Genomic DNA, 17,320 nt, shown 5'->3' on the forward strand with positions numbered 1-17,320 from the left:
AAAGAAAATGAAAAAGATTCTTGTTGTTTGCGGAAATGGTTTAGGAAGCAGTTTTATCGTAGAAATGAATGTCAAGAAAGCGTTGGAGGAGTTAGGTCTTTCTGCTGAAGTTGACCATACCGATTTAAGTACAGGCAAAACCGAATCGGCTGATCTGTATATCGGTGCACAAGATATCATTGATCAACTGGATGACGGCACGAGAAAAGTCGCTGGATTAAACAATCTGCTAGATCAGGAAGCGATAAAAGACGTCCTTCGCAAGCACATTTAGGTCATTTGAAAAAGGGGGATTTACATCATGATAAAACTGATCATGAACGATATATTAGGCACACCAGCGATTCTCATCGGTTTATTTGCACTCGTAGGTTTACTTTTACAGAAAAAATCAGCAGCCGATACAGTTTCAGGTACTTTTAAAACGACAATGGGATTCCTGATTCTAGGCGTAGGTGCCACAGTTGTATCTGATTCACTCGGTGTTTTCAGAAAAATGTTTGAAGCGGCTTTTCACATTCAAGGGGTTGTTCCAAATACAGATGCGATGGCAGCCATTGCTCAAAAAGAATTCGGCACACAGACAGCCCTCATTATGATCTTTGGCATGATCGTCAATCTGTTGTTGGCAAAATTCACTCCATTTAAATACGTCTTTTTAACAGGTCATCACACCTTATATATGGCGGCTATGCTTGCAGTGGTTCTCTCAACTGCTGGGATGAATGGGGGACTGCTTGTGACCACTGGTTCCATTATTTTAGGTACAGCCATGGTTATTACACCCGCCATTCTTCAGCCCTTCACAAGAAAAATCACTGGAAATGATGATCTTGCGCTCGGTCACTTTAGCACATTCGGTTATTTTACTGCGGGAATGATCGGCAAAATGATTGGAAAGCCGGAGAAATCAACCGAAACCATACAGGTTCCTAAATCGCTCGGCTTTTTGAGAGATACATCTGTTGCTATTTCGATCACAATGGCTTTGCTATTTTTTGCGATCGCACCGTTTGCAGGAGTTACTTTTATTGAAAAATTAAGCGGGGGAACGAACTTTGCGGTCTTCATCCTCATACAGTCGATCACATTTGCAGCTGGCGTTTACATTATTTTAGCAGGTGTGCGGATGGCGATCAGTGAGATTGTACCCGCCTTTAAAGGCATTGCTGATCGGTTTGTCAAAGGAGCAAAGCCGGCTCTTGATGCACCAACTGTCTTTCCGTTTGCTCCAAATGCCGTTATTATTGGATTTTTATGCAGTTTTGCAGGAGGGATATTGTCCATTTTTCTTCTGCCTTTGTTTGGTTTAACAGTCATTGTACCTGGTCTTGTACCGCACTTTTTTTGCGGTGCAACAGCAGGGGTATACGGTAATTCAACAGGCGGCATAAGGGGAGCAGTAGCGGGAGCCTTTGTAAACGGACTGTTGCTGTCATTCTTACCTGCTTGTTTACTGCCTGTATTAGGAACACTCGGCTTTGAAGGCACGACCTTTGGAGATACTGACTTTGGCATCATTGGCATCTTCATTGGATTGATCAAATTCTTATTTGGTCTATAAGAAAGGAGCAGGATCAGATTTTGAAAGCAGTCTTCTCACCCTCACTGATGTGCATGGATTTAACGAATTTCCGCGAACAAATCAGTATTCTCAACAACAGAGCGGATCGATATCATATCGACGTGATGGATGGTCATTACGTGAAAAATATCACCTTATCACCATTTTTCATTGAACAACTTCGCAAACTAACAACTTTGCCGATTGATGTACATCTGATGGCGGAACACCCTCAAGACTTTTTGATTGATGCTTGTATAGATGCAGGTGCATCAATGATTTGCTTACATCCGGACGTCGTGCAAAGAGACGTTTTTAGAATCATACGTCACATCCATGATAGAGGTTGTCAGATCGGTTTTGTCTTAAATCCTGCAACACCACTTGATACTTTAGAATCTTATATCCATTTAATTGACCGAGTCACAATCATGACGATAGATCCAGGATTTGCCGGACAACCATTTTTAAAAGAAATGCTGAGCAAAATCAAACAAGCCAAAGAATTGAAAAAGAAGAGAGGATACTCATTTTCGATTGAGGTGGACGGCTCTTGTAATGAAAGCACATATCGCTTACTTGCTGAGGCTGGGAATGAAATTTATATCGTCGGAACATCAGGCTTATTTGGACTCCATGAACAGCTCGATATCGCTTGGGAAAAGATGAAGCGCTTGTTTTTGAAAGAGACAGCTACAATTGAATCGCCCTAGTAAAAAAGAGGATGGTTTCCATCCTCTTTTTTAGTAAATTTACTAAAATCCCATCGATTTCACCAATACATACGCAAAAAATGAATCAATATTTGAAATTAATGATTGAAAGCGCTTTATTAATGTGGTAACCTTCAATTATATTTAGTAAATATTTAGTCAAATAAGCCATGAGGAGTTTGCCTATGACAACCCTAAAAGATATCGCTCATGACGCAAATGTATCCGTTTCCACTGTATCTCGTGTCTTAAATGACGATCACACGTTATCTGTATCAGAAGCAACAAGACAAAACATCCTCGACATCGCCAAGAAAATGAACTATACCCCAGTGAGAGCAAGGAAAGCAGATAAATCAGAAGGAAAAACAGTAGCTGATTCCCCAGTCATCGGCGTCGTTGTTGCACAGTCTATCGACGAAGAATTAAATGATCCATTTTTTTCATCCATCCGAAAAGGAATTGAAAAAGAATATGCAAAACGTGGTCTATCCACCCTTCATACATTTCGGCTAAGAAGCATGGATCAAGGCGAGATGCTAAAGGGCATGGACGGGTTAATCGTGATTGGTCGAATCAGCCCAGACACTGTAGAGAAAATGACAAACCGCATGGAGCATATTGTATTTATCAATCATTATGCGGATGAAGATTTGTACGATTGTGTACATGTGGACTTTGTCAAAGCAGCAGATCGCGCCATATCCCATCTGCGCTCTCTTGGTTTTACACACTTAGGATATATTGGCGGGAAAGAACGAGAGCATTATTTCGAAGGGAACGCCGTTATTGAAGATGAAAGACAAACAACCTTTATGAAAAGAATGCAAGAAGCGGGAAACCTTAAAATGGAGGATATACATATCGGTGAATATTCCATGCAGCAAGGATATGACCTCATGAAACAAGCCATCCAAAACGGAAATTTGCCGGAAGCCTTTTTTATCGGAAGTGACTCCATGGCGATCGGAGCCATGCGAGCTCTACATGAAGCTGGTCTCCGCGTTCCTTCAGATGTATCCATCGTCAGCTTTAACGATATTGAAGCGGCCTCTTTTTCAAGCCCGCCGCTTACGACCGTCAAAGTGTATACAGAACAAATGGGGGAAGTCGGTCTAAAGCTGCTAATTGAGCGAATAAACGGAAGAAAACTGCCTCTAAAAGTTGTCGTGCCAACAAAACTAATCGAAAGAGACAGTACATGTCCAAAACATGAAAGGGGGTGAACATGCCATTTCAGCAAACAAAAAAGAGACAAAAAAGCAAATGGAGGACAGCTAAACATAATGGCCAGATCATGCTTAGTGAAAACAGCCTGCGAAATGCTCTCTAATCTCTTTGTAAAAGAATAGAATTCCAGTATAATGGACTTCTTTTGTTTGCGCAACTGCACAAATTCCACTTAATATAGTCAGAATTTTCAGTGATCAAAAGGAGGATACAATGAATAAAAAAATCATGATGCTCAGTTTAGCTATTGTCTTGACGGCTTTGCTGTCTGCTTGCGGAAACAGTGGATCTTCTGAAACGAATGGAAAGGTCACCTTGACCCTTTTTTCAACCATGAGTAACAACGGTGAAAGGAAAGCATTTGAAGAAGTGATTCGTGATTTTGAAAAGGAGCATGAGAACATTCAAATTGATGCCAATTTCCCAGGAAACAGCTATGAAGATATGATACGCGTCAAAATGGGTGCAAACGATATGCCAGACCTTTTTGATACGCATGGCTGGGCCAAACTTCGTTATAGCGAGTATGTTGCTGATTTAAAAGAGATGGACTGGGTTAAAAACTTGGACCCTTCACTTGATAAAATCTTAAAGGACAAAGATGGCAAAGTGTATGCATATCCTCTGAATCAAGCCAAAGATGGTCTTAGTTACAATGCGAACCTTTTAAAAGAATACGGAATTAAAGTGCCCGAAACACTGGATGAACTAAAGCACGCTTTGAAAACCGTCAAAGAAAAAAGTAAAGGGAAGGTCGTGCCGCTATGGATACCTGGGGGAGATAATTCAAACATTGCCCAAGTATTCGATGAACTGGCAACTCCTCTATTAATTACAGATCAGAATCATCATCATGGAAAAGAACTCGAGAATGGGACGTTTGATTGGTCTAAGTATACGCCTCTTGCACAGCTTATGAAGGACTTAAAAGATCAAGAGCTTTTAAACAAAGATGTTCTCACAGCTAAACTTTCTCAAGCTCCTGAGCTGATGGCTCAAAATAAAATTGCGTTCACATTTGTCGGAGGTTCTTTAGGCCCTGAAGCGACGGAATTGAATTCATCCATAAAAGTAGGAACAATGCCTGTTCCAGCCATTTATGAAGGAGATAAGCAAAGCTGGATCGGGGGAGAAAGGTTTACCGTAGCCGCATGGAAGGACTCAAAACATTTAAAAGAAGCAAAACAATTCATCGACTTTTTAGCCAAGCCTGCAAACGCGAAGAAAATCGCAGAAGGTACGTCCTCTGAAACAGCCCTTAAGCAGGTGCACGCTAAAAACTATTACTCTGAGTTCTATAAACGCTATCAACATATAAAAATTGAACCTTACTTTGATCGAAAATATTTACCTAGCGGCATGTGGGCTGTCATGGCAACGACCGGTCAAGAGCTATTAGCTGGTTCCATGACACCAGAGCAGTTATCTAAAAAGATGGAAGAGGAATATCAGCGCCTTCAAAAACAATAGCCGACTCAAGGGCAGCCGAAAGCTGAAACAGGAGTGAAGCCAATGAGTGACATCACAAAAACAAAACAAGCAGCCGCAACATCCACCTCTCTTCCAAAACAGAAGATGAAACGAAGTCACACTTCTTCACTATGGTGGATGTATATGCCAGCCGTTCTCGTTGTCAGTATCTTTATCATTTATCCCTTTTTCAACGGGATTCAGCTCTCTTTTACAAATTGGAACGGTTTCTCGCAAAATTATCAATGGATTGGGTTAGATCAATACAAACGGTTGCTTCAAGATCCAACAACTTGGCTTGTTGTCAAAAACACACTGCTTTACGGGATTGGAAGCACCATTTTACAAAACATCATCGGACTCGGTTATGCGTTGCTCTTAAATCACAGCCTGAAAATGAGAGCTGTCACAAGAACGATTATTTATTTACCGGTGATGATCAGCCCTATTGCAATGGGCTATATATGGTATTTCATTTTTGCGTACCAAGGCGGTGCATTAAATGACGTCGTGAAGCTATTTGGATTTGAGCCAATAAATGCCCTTGGCAATCCGCAATTGAACACGTGGATTATTGTATTTGTGAATACGTATCAATTCGTTGGTATTGCAATGATTATTTATTTAGCAGGGCTTCAAAGTATTCCAAAGGACTATTATGAAGCGGCACAATTAGACGGTGCATCCAGTCTCCAACAATTCTGGCGTATTACATTGCCGCTGTTAATGCCATCTATCACCATCAACGTCGTGCTGAATGTCATTGGCGGACTGAAGCTGTTTGATGTCATTGTCGCACTAACAGGCGGCGGACCAGGAGATGCCTCGCAATCCATGTCTACCTTTATGTATGACTTATATTTCAAACGGCAGGATGCAGGCTATGCTGCGACTCAAGGTGTCTTTATGGCATTGATTATCCTTGTCATGAGTATAGCGGCGCTGATCTATTTCAAACGAAAGGAGACCGAGATGTGATGGATAACGCTTATAAACGAAAGAAAAGACGTTTATCTTTACTAGCTCTTTTCATTACACTGCTTCATTTGATTCCATTTTATATATTAGTGACCACGTCGCTAAAAGGCATTGGGGATTTCAGCTCAAAATGGCTGTTTCCGACACAGCTTCATTTTGAAAACTTTCGCATCGCATGGCAGGAAGCCCAATTGGGTCAATCATTTTTGAATACAATCATCATCACGTTTAGCTCAGCTCTTTTACTCATCATTTTCGGATCTCTTGCAGCCTATCCGCTCGCAAGAAGAGTGACGAAGCTGAATAAAGTTGTTTATATTCTGTTTATTGCCATCATGGTCATCCCGCCGCTGACAGCGCTTGTCCCGCTATATAAAATGGTCGTCAACTTCGGTATGATGAATACTTATCAAATCGCTATTTTAAACAATGTTGCTGCCTTTTTGCCGCTGACGATTTTTTTATACGCAGGTTTTATCCGGTCTACCATTCCAAAAGAACTCGAAGAAGCGGCTCGTATTGATGGGGCGGGCACACTTAAAGTCTTTTTCACTGTCGTTTTCCCATTACTCAAGCCGATTACAGCTTCTGTCTTAATTATTGCGTGTGTATTTATTTGGAACGATTATCAGTTTGCCATCTTCTTTTTACAAGATAAAGAAATGCATACACTGACCATCGCATTATCCAATTTTTTTGGTCAAAATCAGCACCAGCTCCAGCTCGTTGGCGCCGCTGCTCTCATTGCAATGCTACCAATGATCACAATGTTTCTACTTTTGCAAAAATATTTTATCGCAGGGCTTTCACAAGGTTCTGTCAAAGGATAATCCATCATTGCATGTGAAAAAAGGAGAGTCGTTTATGTCTAAAATTACATTTATCGGTGCAGGAAGTACCGTGTTTGCTAAAAATATATTAGGAGATTGTATGTTCGTTCCAGCGCTATCTGGCTTTGAATTCGCCTTATATGATATTGACCGCAACCGGCTGAAAGAATCAGAAACGATGTTGAGGCATTTAAAAGATAACTATGGCGCAAGCGTGACCATCAAGTCATATGATGATCGTAAAGAAGCCTTAAAGGACGCCAAATATGTGATCAATGCCATCCAGGTGGGGGGCTATAAACCAAGCACTGTCATTGATTTTGAGATCCCTAAGAAATATGGATTAAGACAAACAATTGCAGATACGGTTGGAATCGGCGGCATCTTTCGTTCACTCAGAACAATCCCTGTCATGCTTGAATTTGCGAAGGATATGGAAGAGGTTTGTCCGGATGCCTTATTTTTAAACTACACCAACCCTATGGCTACACTTACGGGGGCAATGCTTCGTTACACACCGATACAAACTGTCGGTCTTTGCCATAGTGTACAGGTGTGTACAAAAGATCTGTTTGAATCACTTGAAATGGACCATGAAGGAATTGAGGAAAAAATCGCCGGCATCAACCACATGGCATGGTTGTTAGAAGTCAAGCGGGACGGGAAGGACTTGTATCCAGAAATCAAAAGACGAGCAAAAGAAAAACAAAAAACGCAGCATCATGATATGGTTCGTTTTGAATTAATGGATAAATTCGGCTACTACATGACAGAATCCTCAGAACATAATGCCGAATACCATCCTTATTTCATTAAATCGCGTTATCCAGAATTAATAGAACAATTAAATATCCCGCTTGATGAGTATCCGCGTCGGTGCGAAGAGCAAATCAATAACTGGAATACAATGAAACATGATATCGTCGGCAATACACAAATTACCCACACTCGCTCAAAAGAATACGGCTCCCGCATCATAGAAGCCATTGAAACCAATGTTCCATTTAAATTTGGCGGGAATGTATTGAACACAGGAGGACTCATTCACAACCTGCCTGAAAAAGCCTGTGTAGAAGTACCATGTATTGCGGATCGGAGCGGCATCATGCCCTGTTATATAGGAGAAATACCTGAACAGTTGGCTGCACTCAACCGAACCAATATTAACTCACAATTAATGACGATTGAAGCAGCCATTACCGGCAAAAAAGAGCATATTTATCAAGCAGCATTATTAGACCCTCACACAAGTGCAGAGCTATCAATGAATGATATCGTCAAGCTTTGTGATGATCTGATTGAAGCACATGGTGAAATGCTCCCAACCTACAAGGAAACATCACAACATATCTTTTCATAAACCACTGGTGACCAGATAGACTTAGCTGAAGGAAGCATCTTACTTCTTTCAGCTTTTTCTGCTGTAGCACAATTTGATAGAATGTTTAGCATTCTGGTGAATGTTAAGAATGTTTACGCTCTCATACTCAATGTATCCGCACTCATCTGCTTTGCTAAAAAAACATAAACTCTTCATAATGAAAGTAGCCATTAAAAGAAGGGGTCATTCATTGTGAAAACACATGTGAAAAAAATCATCAAAGAATTGAAAGAATCCATGAAGCACTATGGAGAAGCCATGATTAGAATTAAGTCAAATATATGATCAATCAAAAAGGTGAAAAAACCTGATGTGAATGTATACATCAGGTTTTTTGTCGTAAAAAATCATTTAGAAAAATTCAAAAAATGAATTGACTGTAAGCGCTTTTAATATTATGATTATTTCAAACTTAATCAAAAGTTATCCAAATAATTGATTATATATTGGTTACTTTATGGATAATTCAAATGAAGTGCATTTAAACGTAAAGGGGGATGACAAACAAGTGGCGAAAGACGGGATTTTATGGGGGATCGCACCTATTGGATGGAGGAATGATGATATTCCTGCAATTGGCGCTGAAACTACACTTTCTCATTTATTAAGTGATATTTGTGTTGCTGGCTTTGAAGGAACTGAAGCAGGTGGTTTTTTTCCAAAACCAGCTATTTTGAATAAAGAGCTGAAACTACGCCATTTAAAAATAGCCGGCAAATGGTTTAGTAGCTATATGATACGAGATGGTTTAGATGCTTCAATAAAAGCATTTAAAAAGCATTGTCAGTATTTACAAGACGTTGATGCGAGTGTAGCTGTTGTTTCAGAGCAGACCTATTCCATTCAAAAAAAAGACATCAACATTTATCAAAACCAACCATCTTTTACAGATGAAGAATGGTCTCACCTTTTAGAAGGCCTTAATACATTAGGTCAAATGGCAAACACCTACAACCTCAAGCTTGTCTACCATCATCATCTTGGCACAGGGGTTCAAACCTTATCAGATGTGACGAGGCTATTAGCTGGGACAAATCCAAAATATGTTCACCTCCTATATGATACAGGGCACATTTTTGTATCAGATGGTGATTATGTATCCTTACTAAAGCAGCATATCGACCGTATTCATCATGTCCATTTCAAAGATGTAAGAAAAGACGTGCTAGAGAACTGCCGAAAAGAGAAGTTATCATTTTTTCAATCCTTCTTAAACGGAATGTTCACTGTTCCTGGTGATGGCTGCATTGATTTTATTGAAGTGTACCGTTTGTTAATCAAACATGGCTATAAAGGATGGATCATTATTGAGGCTGAACAAAATCCAGCAATTGCTCACCCTTTAGAATATGCATTAAAGGCACGTCAGTACATTGATGAGAACTTGACTATTCATTCTTCAATAGAACAGGAGAAACGAGCATGAACAAAGTCAACCAACAAACTAATCTAAGGTCTATCATCTTAATTTCAACCTTTGGCGGACTTCTTTTTGGGTATGATACGGGTGTATTAAATGGTGCATTACCTTACATGTCTTTGCCTGATCAATTAAACTTAACAGCGCTGATGCAAGGGCTTGTGACGAGTGCATTATTATTAGGCGCTGCATTAGGCGCAGTCATATGCGGAAGATTATCTGACAGGTATGGCCGGCGAAGAAGCATCTTTTACTTAGCCGTTCTGTTCTTTTTTTCGACATTAGGATGTACTGTTGCACCAAACGCAGAAGTAATGGTCCTATTTCGATTTTTATTAGGATTAGCAGTTGGAGGCGCTTCAGTGATCGTTCCAACATTTTTAGCAGAAATCTCACCTGCAGAGAATCGTGGTAGAATCGTGACACAAAATGAACTCATGATCGTATCTGGCCAATTGCTTGCTTTTACTTTTAATGCAATCATTGGGAACTTACTAGGAGAAAACCCTTATGTATGGCGCATCATGCTTCCGATTGCAGCGATTCCAGCCATTGTTTTATTTTTTGGGATGCTAACAGTACCAGAGAGCCCGAGATGGCTTGTGACAAAGGGAAAAAACAAAGAGGCTCTTCATGTACTTGAACGCATTCGCATCAAAGGGTCAGCCGGTGCAGAACTTCAAGAAATTGAGAACGCTTACAAAGAAGAAGCGGAAGTAAACAAAGCTACTTTTAAAGATTTGGCCACTCCATGGATTAGACGACTCATGGGCATTGGAATCGGCATTGCAATTGTACAGCAAATTACTGGTGTCAATTCCATCATGTATTACGGAACGGAAATTTTAAAGGATGCAGGGTTTGAAACGAAAGCAGCTCTTATTGGGAATATTGGCAATGGTGTGATTTCTGTTCTCGCAACATTTGTTGGCATTTGGTTGCTTGGCAAAGTAGGACGTCGACCGATGTTAGTGACAGGCTTGATTGGAACAACAATCACATTACTATGTATCGGTATATGTTCCAATCTCTTTCTAGGAACAGCTTTTCTTCCGTATTTGATCTTGCTGTTGACAATTACCTTCCTTGCATTTCAGCAAGGAGCAATTTCTCCTGTGACATGGCTCATGCTGTCAGAAATTTTTCCACTTCGATTAAGAGGGCTTGGTATGGGTGTGAGTGTGTTCTGTTTATGGATAGTAAATTTCCTAATCGGTTTAACATTCCCGATTTTACTAGCTCATATAGGACTGTCGATGACGTTCTTCCTTTTTGTAGCCTTCGGCATCCTGTCAATTTTATTTGTGCTGAAATTCTTGCCAGAAACAAAAGGACTAACACTAGAACAACTAGAAATGAACTTCCGTCAGCACAACCAATCATCACTCGATATGACAACAGACCAGTCATTATCTTAAACATGGATTTATATGAACAATGAACAAATATGGGATGAAAGTTCAATGAAGATTGTGATGGATTCAAGGCTCGTCTCAATGAAAAGCATGCTTGATGAAGCAAAAGAGGAGCAGTCTCCTATCTTTTTAGCAGCATAAAACAATTTGGGTCAAGCCATCGCGCCGATTAACGACCAACGCACTCTCCCATAGAGAAGATGAAAAGGAAGATGTGTATGCTCAAAACGAAAAGAATCCAGCAAATAAAAGAATATGTCATCCAACATCAATCTGTCTCATTGGACGATCTAGTCACGACCTTCGGCGTATCAAAGAATACGATTAGGCGCGACGTACAAAAGCTGGTTGAAGAAGGACATATCCATAAGGTTTATGGGGGAGTAGCAGTAAACCATGCGAGGCTTGAATCATTTCATGACAGACAAACACGAAATCAACTTCAAAAAAAATGGATCGCGAAAGAAGCGGCTCGCATAGTAGAAAATGGCGATGTCATATTTATTGACTCCGGCACAACAACGTTAGAAATGATTCATTATTTGAACGACAAAGAATTAACGATCGTCACGACCAATTTAGATTTTATTGTGCAAGCATTGCCTTACGCACAATTACATGTCATTTCAACTGGTGGACTTTTAGAACGGAGAACAAAATCATTTTCCAACTTTGCTTATACAAACGAGATTCTTCATTACAATTTCGATAAAGTGTTTATGGCATCAACAGGTGTCTCTATCTCAAATGGAGTCACAAATTCATCACCTGTTGAAACAAGTATGAAAGAAATGGTCGTGAAAAAAGGGAAAGAAGTGATTTTAGTAGTCGATCATACAAAATTTAATAAATATGCCATGGTGACATATTGCGGGTTAGATGAGATTGACTACTTAATTACTGACAATTCTCTCGATAATACCTACACCACCTTTTTCAAAGAGCATCACATCGAACTGATCGTCGCTTCTTCACAAGACGAAGATGAATAAGCTTGAGTAAGAAGACGTTTCAAAAACATTTTTAAGATAAGGCGGGGAATGAAATGGACACAATCAGGCTAACCATGAGTCAGGCATTGGTTAAATTTTTAAATGCCCAATATGTTGAATTTGATGATGGTAAAAAAGAATCATTGATGAAAGGAATTTTTACGATTTTCGGTCATGGTAATGTGATGGGGCTTGGACAAGCCCTTCAAGAGAACCCAGGAAAACTTGAGGTATATCAAGGAAGAAATGAACAAGGGATGGCACATGCCGCAATTGCCTTTGCAAAGCAAAAACACCGTAAACAGGTGATAGCTTGTACCGCGTCTGTAGGACCTGGATCAGCCAATATGGTGACTGCTGCAGCTACTGCAACAGCGAATCAAATTCCACTTTTACTTTTCCCAAGTGATGTCTTTGCCACGAGGCAACCAGATCCTGCCCTTCAACAAATCGAACAAACATACGATTTGAGTTTATCCACCAATGATGCCTTTCGGGCTGTCAGTAAATATTGGGACCGAGTGACAAGACCAGAACAACTCATGTCTGCCATGATTAGCGCCATGCGCGTCTTAACAAATCAAGCTGATACGGGTGCTGTCACAATTTCACTCCCTCAAGATGTTCAAGGGGAAGCATGGGATTATCCTTTATCCTTCTTTCAAGAGCGGATCCACTACTTAGATAGACGACAGCCTTCAACAAGAAGTATACAAGAGGCAGTGAAACTAATTCGTAAGAAGAAAAAACCTTTCCTCATTTTAGGCGGAGGGGTTCGCTATTCAGAGGCAGCAGACGAATTTTTACAATTCGCTGAAAGATTCAATATCCCTTTTAGTGAAACACAAGCTGGAAAAAGCGGCGTCGAAAGTACCCACCCATTAAATGTAGGTGGACTTGGTGTTACTGGAAATAGCGCCGCAAATGAACTTGCACAGGAAGCAGATCTCATCATTGGAGTCGGTACGAGGTTTACGGACTTTACAACAGCCTCTAAACGACTTTACGCACATAGCGATGTCTTGACCATCAATTTATCTGACTACCATGCATCTAAATTAGATGCAACGAAAATGATTGCTGATGCCAAATTGGCGCTGCTTGCATTAACGGAAGAACTAGAAGACTATCAAACAACTTATAGAACTGAAATAAAAGAAGCAAAGAATCGCTGGGAACAAGAGCTTCATCGACTTCGCCATATTCAATACACTGAAAGTGACTTTATCCCTGAGATCAAAAATCACTTTGATCATGAATTAAAGGAATATCAAGAACAGCTCAACACAACACTGCCGCAAACCACTGTCCTTGGGCATTTGAATGAATGGATCCCATCTGATGCCATTATTACATGCGCTGCCGGCAGTCTTCCGGGAGACTTACAGCGGATGTGGATTTCAAAAGAACGTAACACGTATCACCTTGAGTATGGCTACTCCTGTATGGGCTATGAAATCGCTTCTGCCTTTGGAGTCAAAATGGCAGAGCCAAACAAAGAAGTATATGCCTTAACTGGTGATGGTAGTTATTTAATGTTGCATAGTGAACTTGTAACAAGTATTCAAGAAGGATATAAGATCAACATCGTCCTTTTTGACAACTCTGGATTTGGTTGTATCAACAACTTACAAATGAGTCATGGTATGGACAGTTTTGCGACTGAATTTCGGAAAAGAAACAAGGTAACGGGATTGCTAGATGGGGAGATTATGAGAATCAATTATGCCCAATCGGCAAGAGGATATGGTGCGAAAACATATGAAGTTCATACACTTGATGAACTGAAAGGAGCCATCGAAGACGCAAAAAAACAGACAGTCAGTACTCTTATTGACGTGAAAGTACTGCCAAAAACCATGACAGCAGGCTATGGCGAATCGTGGTGGCACGTAGGTATTGCACAAGTCTCTGAAAATGAAAGAATAAACATCGTATATGAAGAAAAGGAACGCCAATTAAAGCAAGCAAGAAAATATTAAATCAATCCAAATGGAAGGTATGAGCAAAATGGCAAATTTAATTGTACCGAAACAAAAAAGAGACAAAGAGGGAAAGGTGATAAGCATCACACCCCAATCAGCCGGGTGGACATATATTGGTTTTGACGTATATACACTTCAAAAAGGCGAAACTGTCCGCAAAGAAACAGGTGAAAAAGAGGTATGCATCGTCATTCTATCTGGTAAACTCCATCTTTCAACCAAAAACAAAGCATGGGATGAGATTGGAGAACGAATGAATGTATTCGAGAAAATACCCCCTTTCTCCGTTTATGTACCAAACGACGATTACTATGAGATGAAAGCCATAACAGATAGCGAAATCGCCATCTGTGCTGCGCCAGGAAAAGGGACTTATCCAGCTCGCCTCATTGCTCCTGAACAAGTAAGCGTTGAACATAGGGGGGCAGGCAATATCGCAAGACAGGTTCACAACATTTTACCAGAACAAGAGCCTGCTGATCATCTCCTTGTTGTAGAAGTATTCACCCCAGAAGGAAACTGGTCAAGCTATCCACCGCATAAGCATGACCAAAACAATTTGCCACACGAATCCTATTTAGAGGAAACGTATTATCACAAAGTAAAACCACAACAAGGTTTTGTTTTACAAAGAGTGTATACAGATGATCTCTCACTAGATGAGACAATGGCTGTAACAGATAGCACCGCTGTTCTTGTACCGAAAGGATATCATCCAGTGTCAGCTCCGCCAGGCTATGAAATTTATTATTTGAATGTCATGGCAGGTCCAGTGCGGACTTGGAAATTTCACAACAGTACAGAACATGAATGGGTAATGGAAAACAAATTAAAAGTGAACAAGGAGGGATCATGATGCCTGACTTAACGTTTAAAAAAGAGCGTGAACTCGATGTCATTGCAATGGGTCGATTATGTATTGATTTAAATGCAAACGAGTTGAACCGTCCAATGGAAGAGACAATGACATTCACCAAATATGTTGGCGGGTCACCAGCCAATATTGCCATTGGATTAGCAAGACTTGGCATGAAATCTGGATTCATCGGGAAAGTCGCAAATGACCAAATGGGACGATTCGCAACGAGCTATCTTAAAAAGAACAACATCAACACAGATGGCATTGTCATTGATCAAACTGGTGCTGTCACCGGCCTTGCCTTCACAGAAATTAAGAGTCCGGAAGAATGTAGTATCTTAATGTACCGAGACAATGTAGCGGATTTAAAAATTGACGTAAAGGAAGTCTCTGAGCAGTATATTCTCAAGACAAAAGCTTTACTTATATCAGGCACAGCTCTTGCAAAGAGTCCATCAAGAGAAGCGGTGTTTGTTGCATTAGATTACGCACGTAAACATCATGTAACCGTATTTTTCGACTTAGATTATCGCCCGTACACATGGAAATCAGATCAAGAAACAGCCGTTTATTACAATTTAGCTGCTGAAAAATCAGACGTCATCATTGGCACAAGGGAAGAGTTTGACATAATGGAAAAGCTGACCGTAGATGGACAGCCCAATGATGAAAAAACAGCAAAAAAATGGTTTTCCCATCATACGAAGATCGTTGTGATCAAACGCGGTGGCAATGGATCCATTGCATATACAAAAGATGGCAAGACATATCGAGGCGGCATCTTTAAAACAGAGGTACTCAAAACGTTTGGAGCAGGTGATGCATATGCCTCTGCCTTTATTTATGGACTGATGAACAACATGTCTCTTCAAGACGCCATGCGTTTTGGGAGCGCCTCGGCATCAATCGTGATATCTAAACATAGTTCTTCAGATGCGATGCCAACAGTCCAAGACATTAAAGCCTTTATAAACGCTGCAAACGAAGAAACCGTAGAGGAGAGAAGATCATGTCCAAAACAACTGTCAAAACATTGAAAAATTATATTGGAGGAAAATGGGTGAGTGCGGAAACAAACCATACTGAACCCGTTTATAATCCAGCAACTGGAGAAGTCATTGCAAAAGTGCCCCTATCGACAAAAAAAGATGTAGAACAAGCCGTACAAGCAGCAAAAGAAGCGTTCTCAAGTTGGTCGAAAACGGCTGTGCCAAGACGAGCACGTATTCTCTTTAAATATCAGCAATTACTCGTCGAAAAATGGGAAGAACTAGCGGAACTGGTCACGCTTGAAAACGGTAAAAGCTTAACAGAAGCACGCGGAGAAGTACAACGCGGAATCGAATGCGTAGAATTTGCAGCCGGCGCCCCGACTTTCATGATGGGAAAACAATTGCCTGATATTGCGACTGGACTAGAATCTGGTATGTATCGCTACCCAATCGGAGTGATTGGCGGCATCACACCATTTAACTTTCCTATGATGGTTCCTTGCTGGATGTTCCCATTGGCCATTGCTTGCGGAAATACATTTGTCCTTAAACCTTCAGAACGCACACCGATTCTTGCAGCACGATTAGCAGAACTATTTGAGGAAGCGGGATTGCCAAAAGGAGTCCTCAACATTGTCAACGGAGCACACGATGTAGTCAATGGGTTACTTGAACATCAAAAGGTCAAAGCCATTTCATTTGTTGGCTCTCAGCCAGTCGCAGAATACGTCTATAAAAAAGGCACAGCGCATGGAAAACGAGTCCAAGCACTCGCAGGGGCAAAAAATCATTCCATTGTGCTAAAAGACGCAGATTTAGATGTGGCAACAAAACAAATTGCTGCCGCCGCCTTTGGCTCTGCTGGAGAAAGATGTATGGCTGCCGCTGTTGTCGCTGTAGAAGAGGAAATTGCTGATACACTTATTCAAAAATTGATCGTTGAATCCAATCAAATGGTGATCGGAAATGGCATCAATGAAGATGTCTTCCTCGGCCCAGTCATTCGGGAAAGTCACAAAGAACGAACGCTTCAATATATTCAATCAGGTATTGAAGAAGGAGCAAATCTTATTCGGGATGGCCGTAAAGACAATGAGACGAAAGGCGTAGGATACTTTATCGGCCCGACTATTTTTGATCATGTCACGAAAGAAATGAAAATTTGGCAAGATGAAATTTTTGCGCCAGTCTTATCAATCGTGCGTGTTTCATCACTTGCTGACGCCATTGACCTTGCCAATGAGTCAAGATTTGCAAATGGCGCTTGTCTATACACTGACAGTGCATCAAAAGTGAGAGAATTCCGCGAGAACATAGAAGCAGGCATGTTAGGAATTAATGTTGGCGTTCCAGCACCAATGGCATTTTTCCCATTCTCAGGATGGAAAGATTCATTCTATGGCGACCTTCACGCAAATGGCACAGACGGTGTTGAATTTTACACAAGAAAGAAAATGGTCACCGCTCGCTATTTATAAGCTGAAAGCACTC

General features: G+C 40.7%; 15 protein-coding genes. All 15 read left to right on the plus strand.

What is annotated here, in order from left to right:
* Nucleotides 1-7: 7 nt before the first annotated feature.
* The 15 genes from ABVJ71_RS03325 to ABVJ71_RS03395 all read left to right on the plus strand — a co-directional run bounded on the left by ABVJ71_RS03325 (nt 8) and on the right by ABVJ71_RS03395 (nt 17,307).
* On the plus strand, nt 8-274 hold the full coding sequence (locus tag ABVJ71_RS03325) for a PTS sugar transporter subunit IIB (protein ID WP_353855597.1): 267 nt from the start codon (nt 8-10) through the stop codon (nt 272-274).
* A gap of 27 nt (nt 275-301) precedes the next feature.
* Complete coding sequence (locus ABVJ71_RS03330) at nt 302-1,564, plus strand: PTS ascorbate transporter subunit IIC (protein ID WP_353855598.1); 1,263 nt, start codon at nt 302-304, stop codon at nt 1,562-1,564.
* A 20-nt stretch (nt 1,565-1,584) separates the two neighbouring features.
* Nucleotides 1,585-2,277, plus strand: coding sequence for a D-allulose 6-phosphate 3-epimerase (gene alsE, locus ABVJ71_RS03335; RefSeq protein ID WP_353855599.1), 693 nt, complete (start codon nt 1,585-1,587; stop codon nt 2,275-2,277).
* 185 nt (nt 2,278-2,462) lie between these two features.
* On the plus strand, nt 2,463-3,503 hold the full coding sequence (locus ABVJ71_RS03340; protein ID WP_353855600.1) for a LacI family DNA-binding transcriptional regulator: 1,041 nt from the start codon (nt 2,463-2,465) through the stop codon (nt 3,501-3,503).
* 217 nt (nt 3,504-3,720) lie between these two features.
* Nucleotides 3,721-4,977: an ABC transporter substrate-binding protein gene (locus tag ABVJ71_RS03345; RefSeq protein WP_353855601.1), complete on the plus strand. Its 1,257-nt coding sequence runs from the start codon at nt 3,721-3,723 to the stop codon at nt 4,975-4,977.
* A 42-nt stretch (nt 4,978-5,019) separates the two neighbouring features.
* Nucleotides 5,020-5,955: a sugar ABC transporter permease gene (locus ABVJ71_RS03350; RefSeq protein WP_353855602.1), complete on the plus strand. Its 936-nt coding sequence runs from the start codon at nt 5,020-5,022 to the stop codon at nt 5,953-5,955.
* Nucleotides 5,955-6,785, plus strand: a complete 831-nt coding sequence (locus ABVJ71_RS03355) for a carbohydrate ABC transporter permease (protein ID WP_353855603.1) — start codon at nt 5,955-5,957, stop codon at nt 6,783-6,785. Before ABVJ71_RS03350 ends, ABVJ71_RS03355 begins: the two co-directional genes overlap by 1 nt.
* Nucleotides 6,786-6,819: 34 nt before the next feature.
* Nucleotides 6,820-8,145 carry an alpha-glucosidase/alpha-galactosidase gene (locus tag ABVJ71_RS03360; protein ID WP_353855604.1) on the plus strand — a complete coding sequence of 442 codons (1,326 nt, stop codon included), beginning with the start codon at nt 6,820-6,822 and terminating at the stop codon, nt 8,143-8,145.
* Between the two features lie 529 nt (nt 8,146-8,674).
* Complete coding sequence (gene iolE, locus ABVJ71_RS03365; protein WP_353856540.1) at nt 8,675-9,592, plus strand: myo-inosose-2 dehydratase; 918 nt, start codon at nt 8,675-8,677, stop codon at nt 9,590-9,592.
* Complete coding sequence (locus ABVJ71_RS03370) at nt 9,589-11,004, plus strand: sugar porter family MFS transporter (RefSeq protein ID WP_353855605.1); 1,416 nt, start codon at nt 9,589-9,591, stop codon at nt 11,002-11,004. The genes iolE and ABVJ71_RS03370 overlap by 4 nt, the downstream gene beginning before the upstream one ends.
* A 215-nt stretch (nt 11,005-11,219) precedes the next feature.
* A complete protein-coding gene (locus ABVJ71_RS03375; RefSeq protein ID WP_353855606.1) occupies nt 11,220-11,993 on the plus strand; it encodes a DeoR/GlpR family DNA-binding transcription regulator in 774 nt (257 codons plus the stop codon).
* Nucleotides 11,994-12,046: 53 nt separating this feature from the next.
* Nucleotides 12,047-13,975 carry a 3D-(3,5/4)-trihydroxycyclohexane-1,2-dione acylhydrolase (decyclizing) gene (gene iolD, locus ABVJ71_RS03380; protein WP_353855607.1) on the plus strand — a complete coding sequence of 643 codons (1,929 nt, stop codon included), beginning with the start codon at nt 12,047-12,049 and terminating at the stop codon, nt 13,973-13,975.
* A gap of 28 nt (nt 13,976-14,003) precedes the next feature.
* A complete protein-coding gene (iolB, locus tag ABVJ71_RS03385) occupies nt 14,004-14,834 on the plus strand; it encodes a 5-deoxy-glucuronate isomerase (RefSeq protein ID WP_353855608.1) in 831 nt (276 codons plus the stop codon).
* Nucleotides 14,834-15,874, plus strand: a complete 1,041-nt coding sequence (gene iolC, locus ABVJ71_RS03390; RefSeq protein WP_353856541.1) for a 5-dehydro-2-deoxygluconokinase — start codon at nt 14,834-14,836, stop codon at nt 15,872-15,874. Before iolB ends, iolC begins: the two co-directional genes overlap by 1 nt.
* A complete protein-coding gene (locus ABVJ71_RS03395; RefSeq protein WP_353855609.1) occupies nt 15,847-17,307 on the plus strand; it encodes a CoA-acylating methylmalonate-semialdehyde dehydrogenase in 1,461 nt (486 codons plus the stop codon). Before iolC ends, ABVJ71_RS03395 begins: the two co-directional genes overlap by 28 nt.
* Nucleotides 17,308-17,320: the final 13 nt, after the last annotated feature.

This window comes from Bacillus sp. Bos-x628, from assembly GCF_040500475.1.
Taxonomy (GTDB): domain Bacteria; phylum Bacillota; class Bacilli; order Bacillales; family Bacillaceae; genus Bacillus; species Bacillus maqinnsis.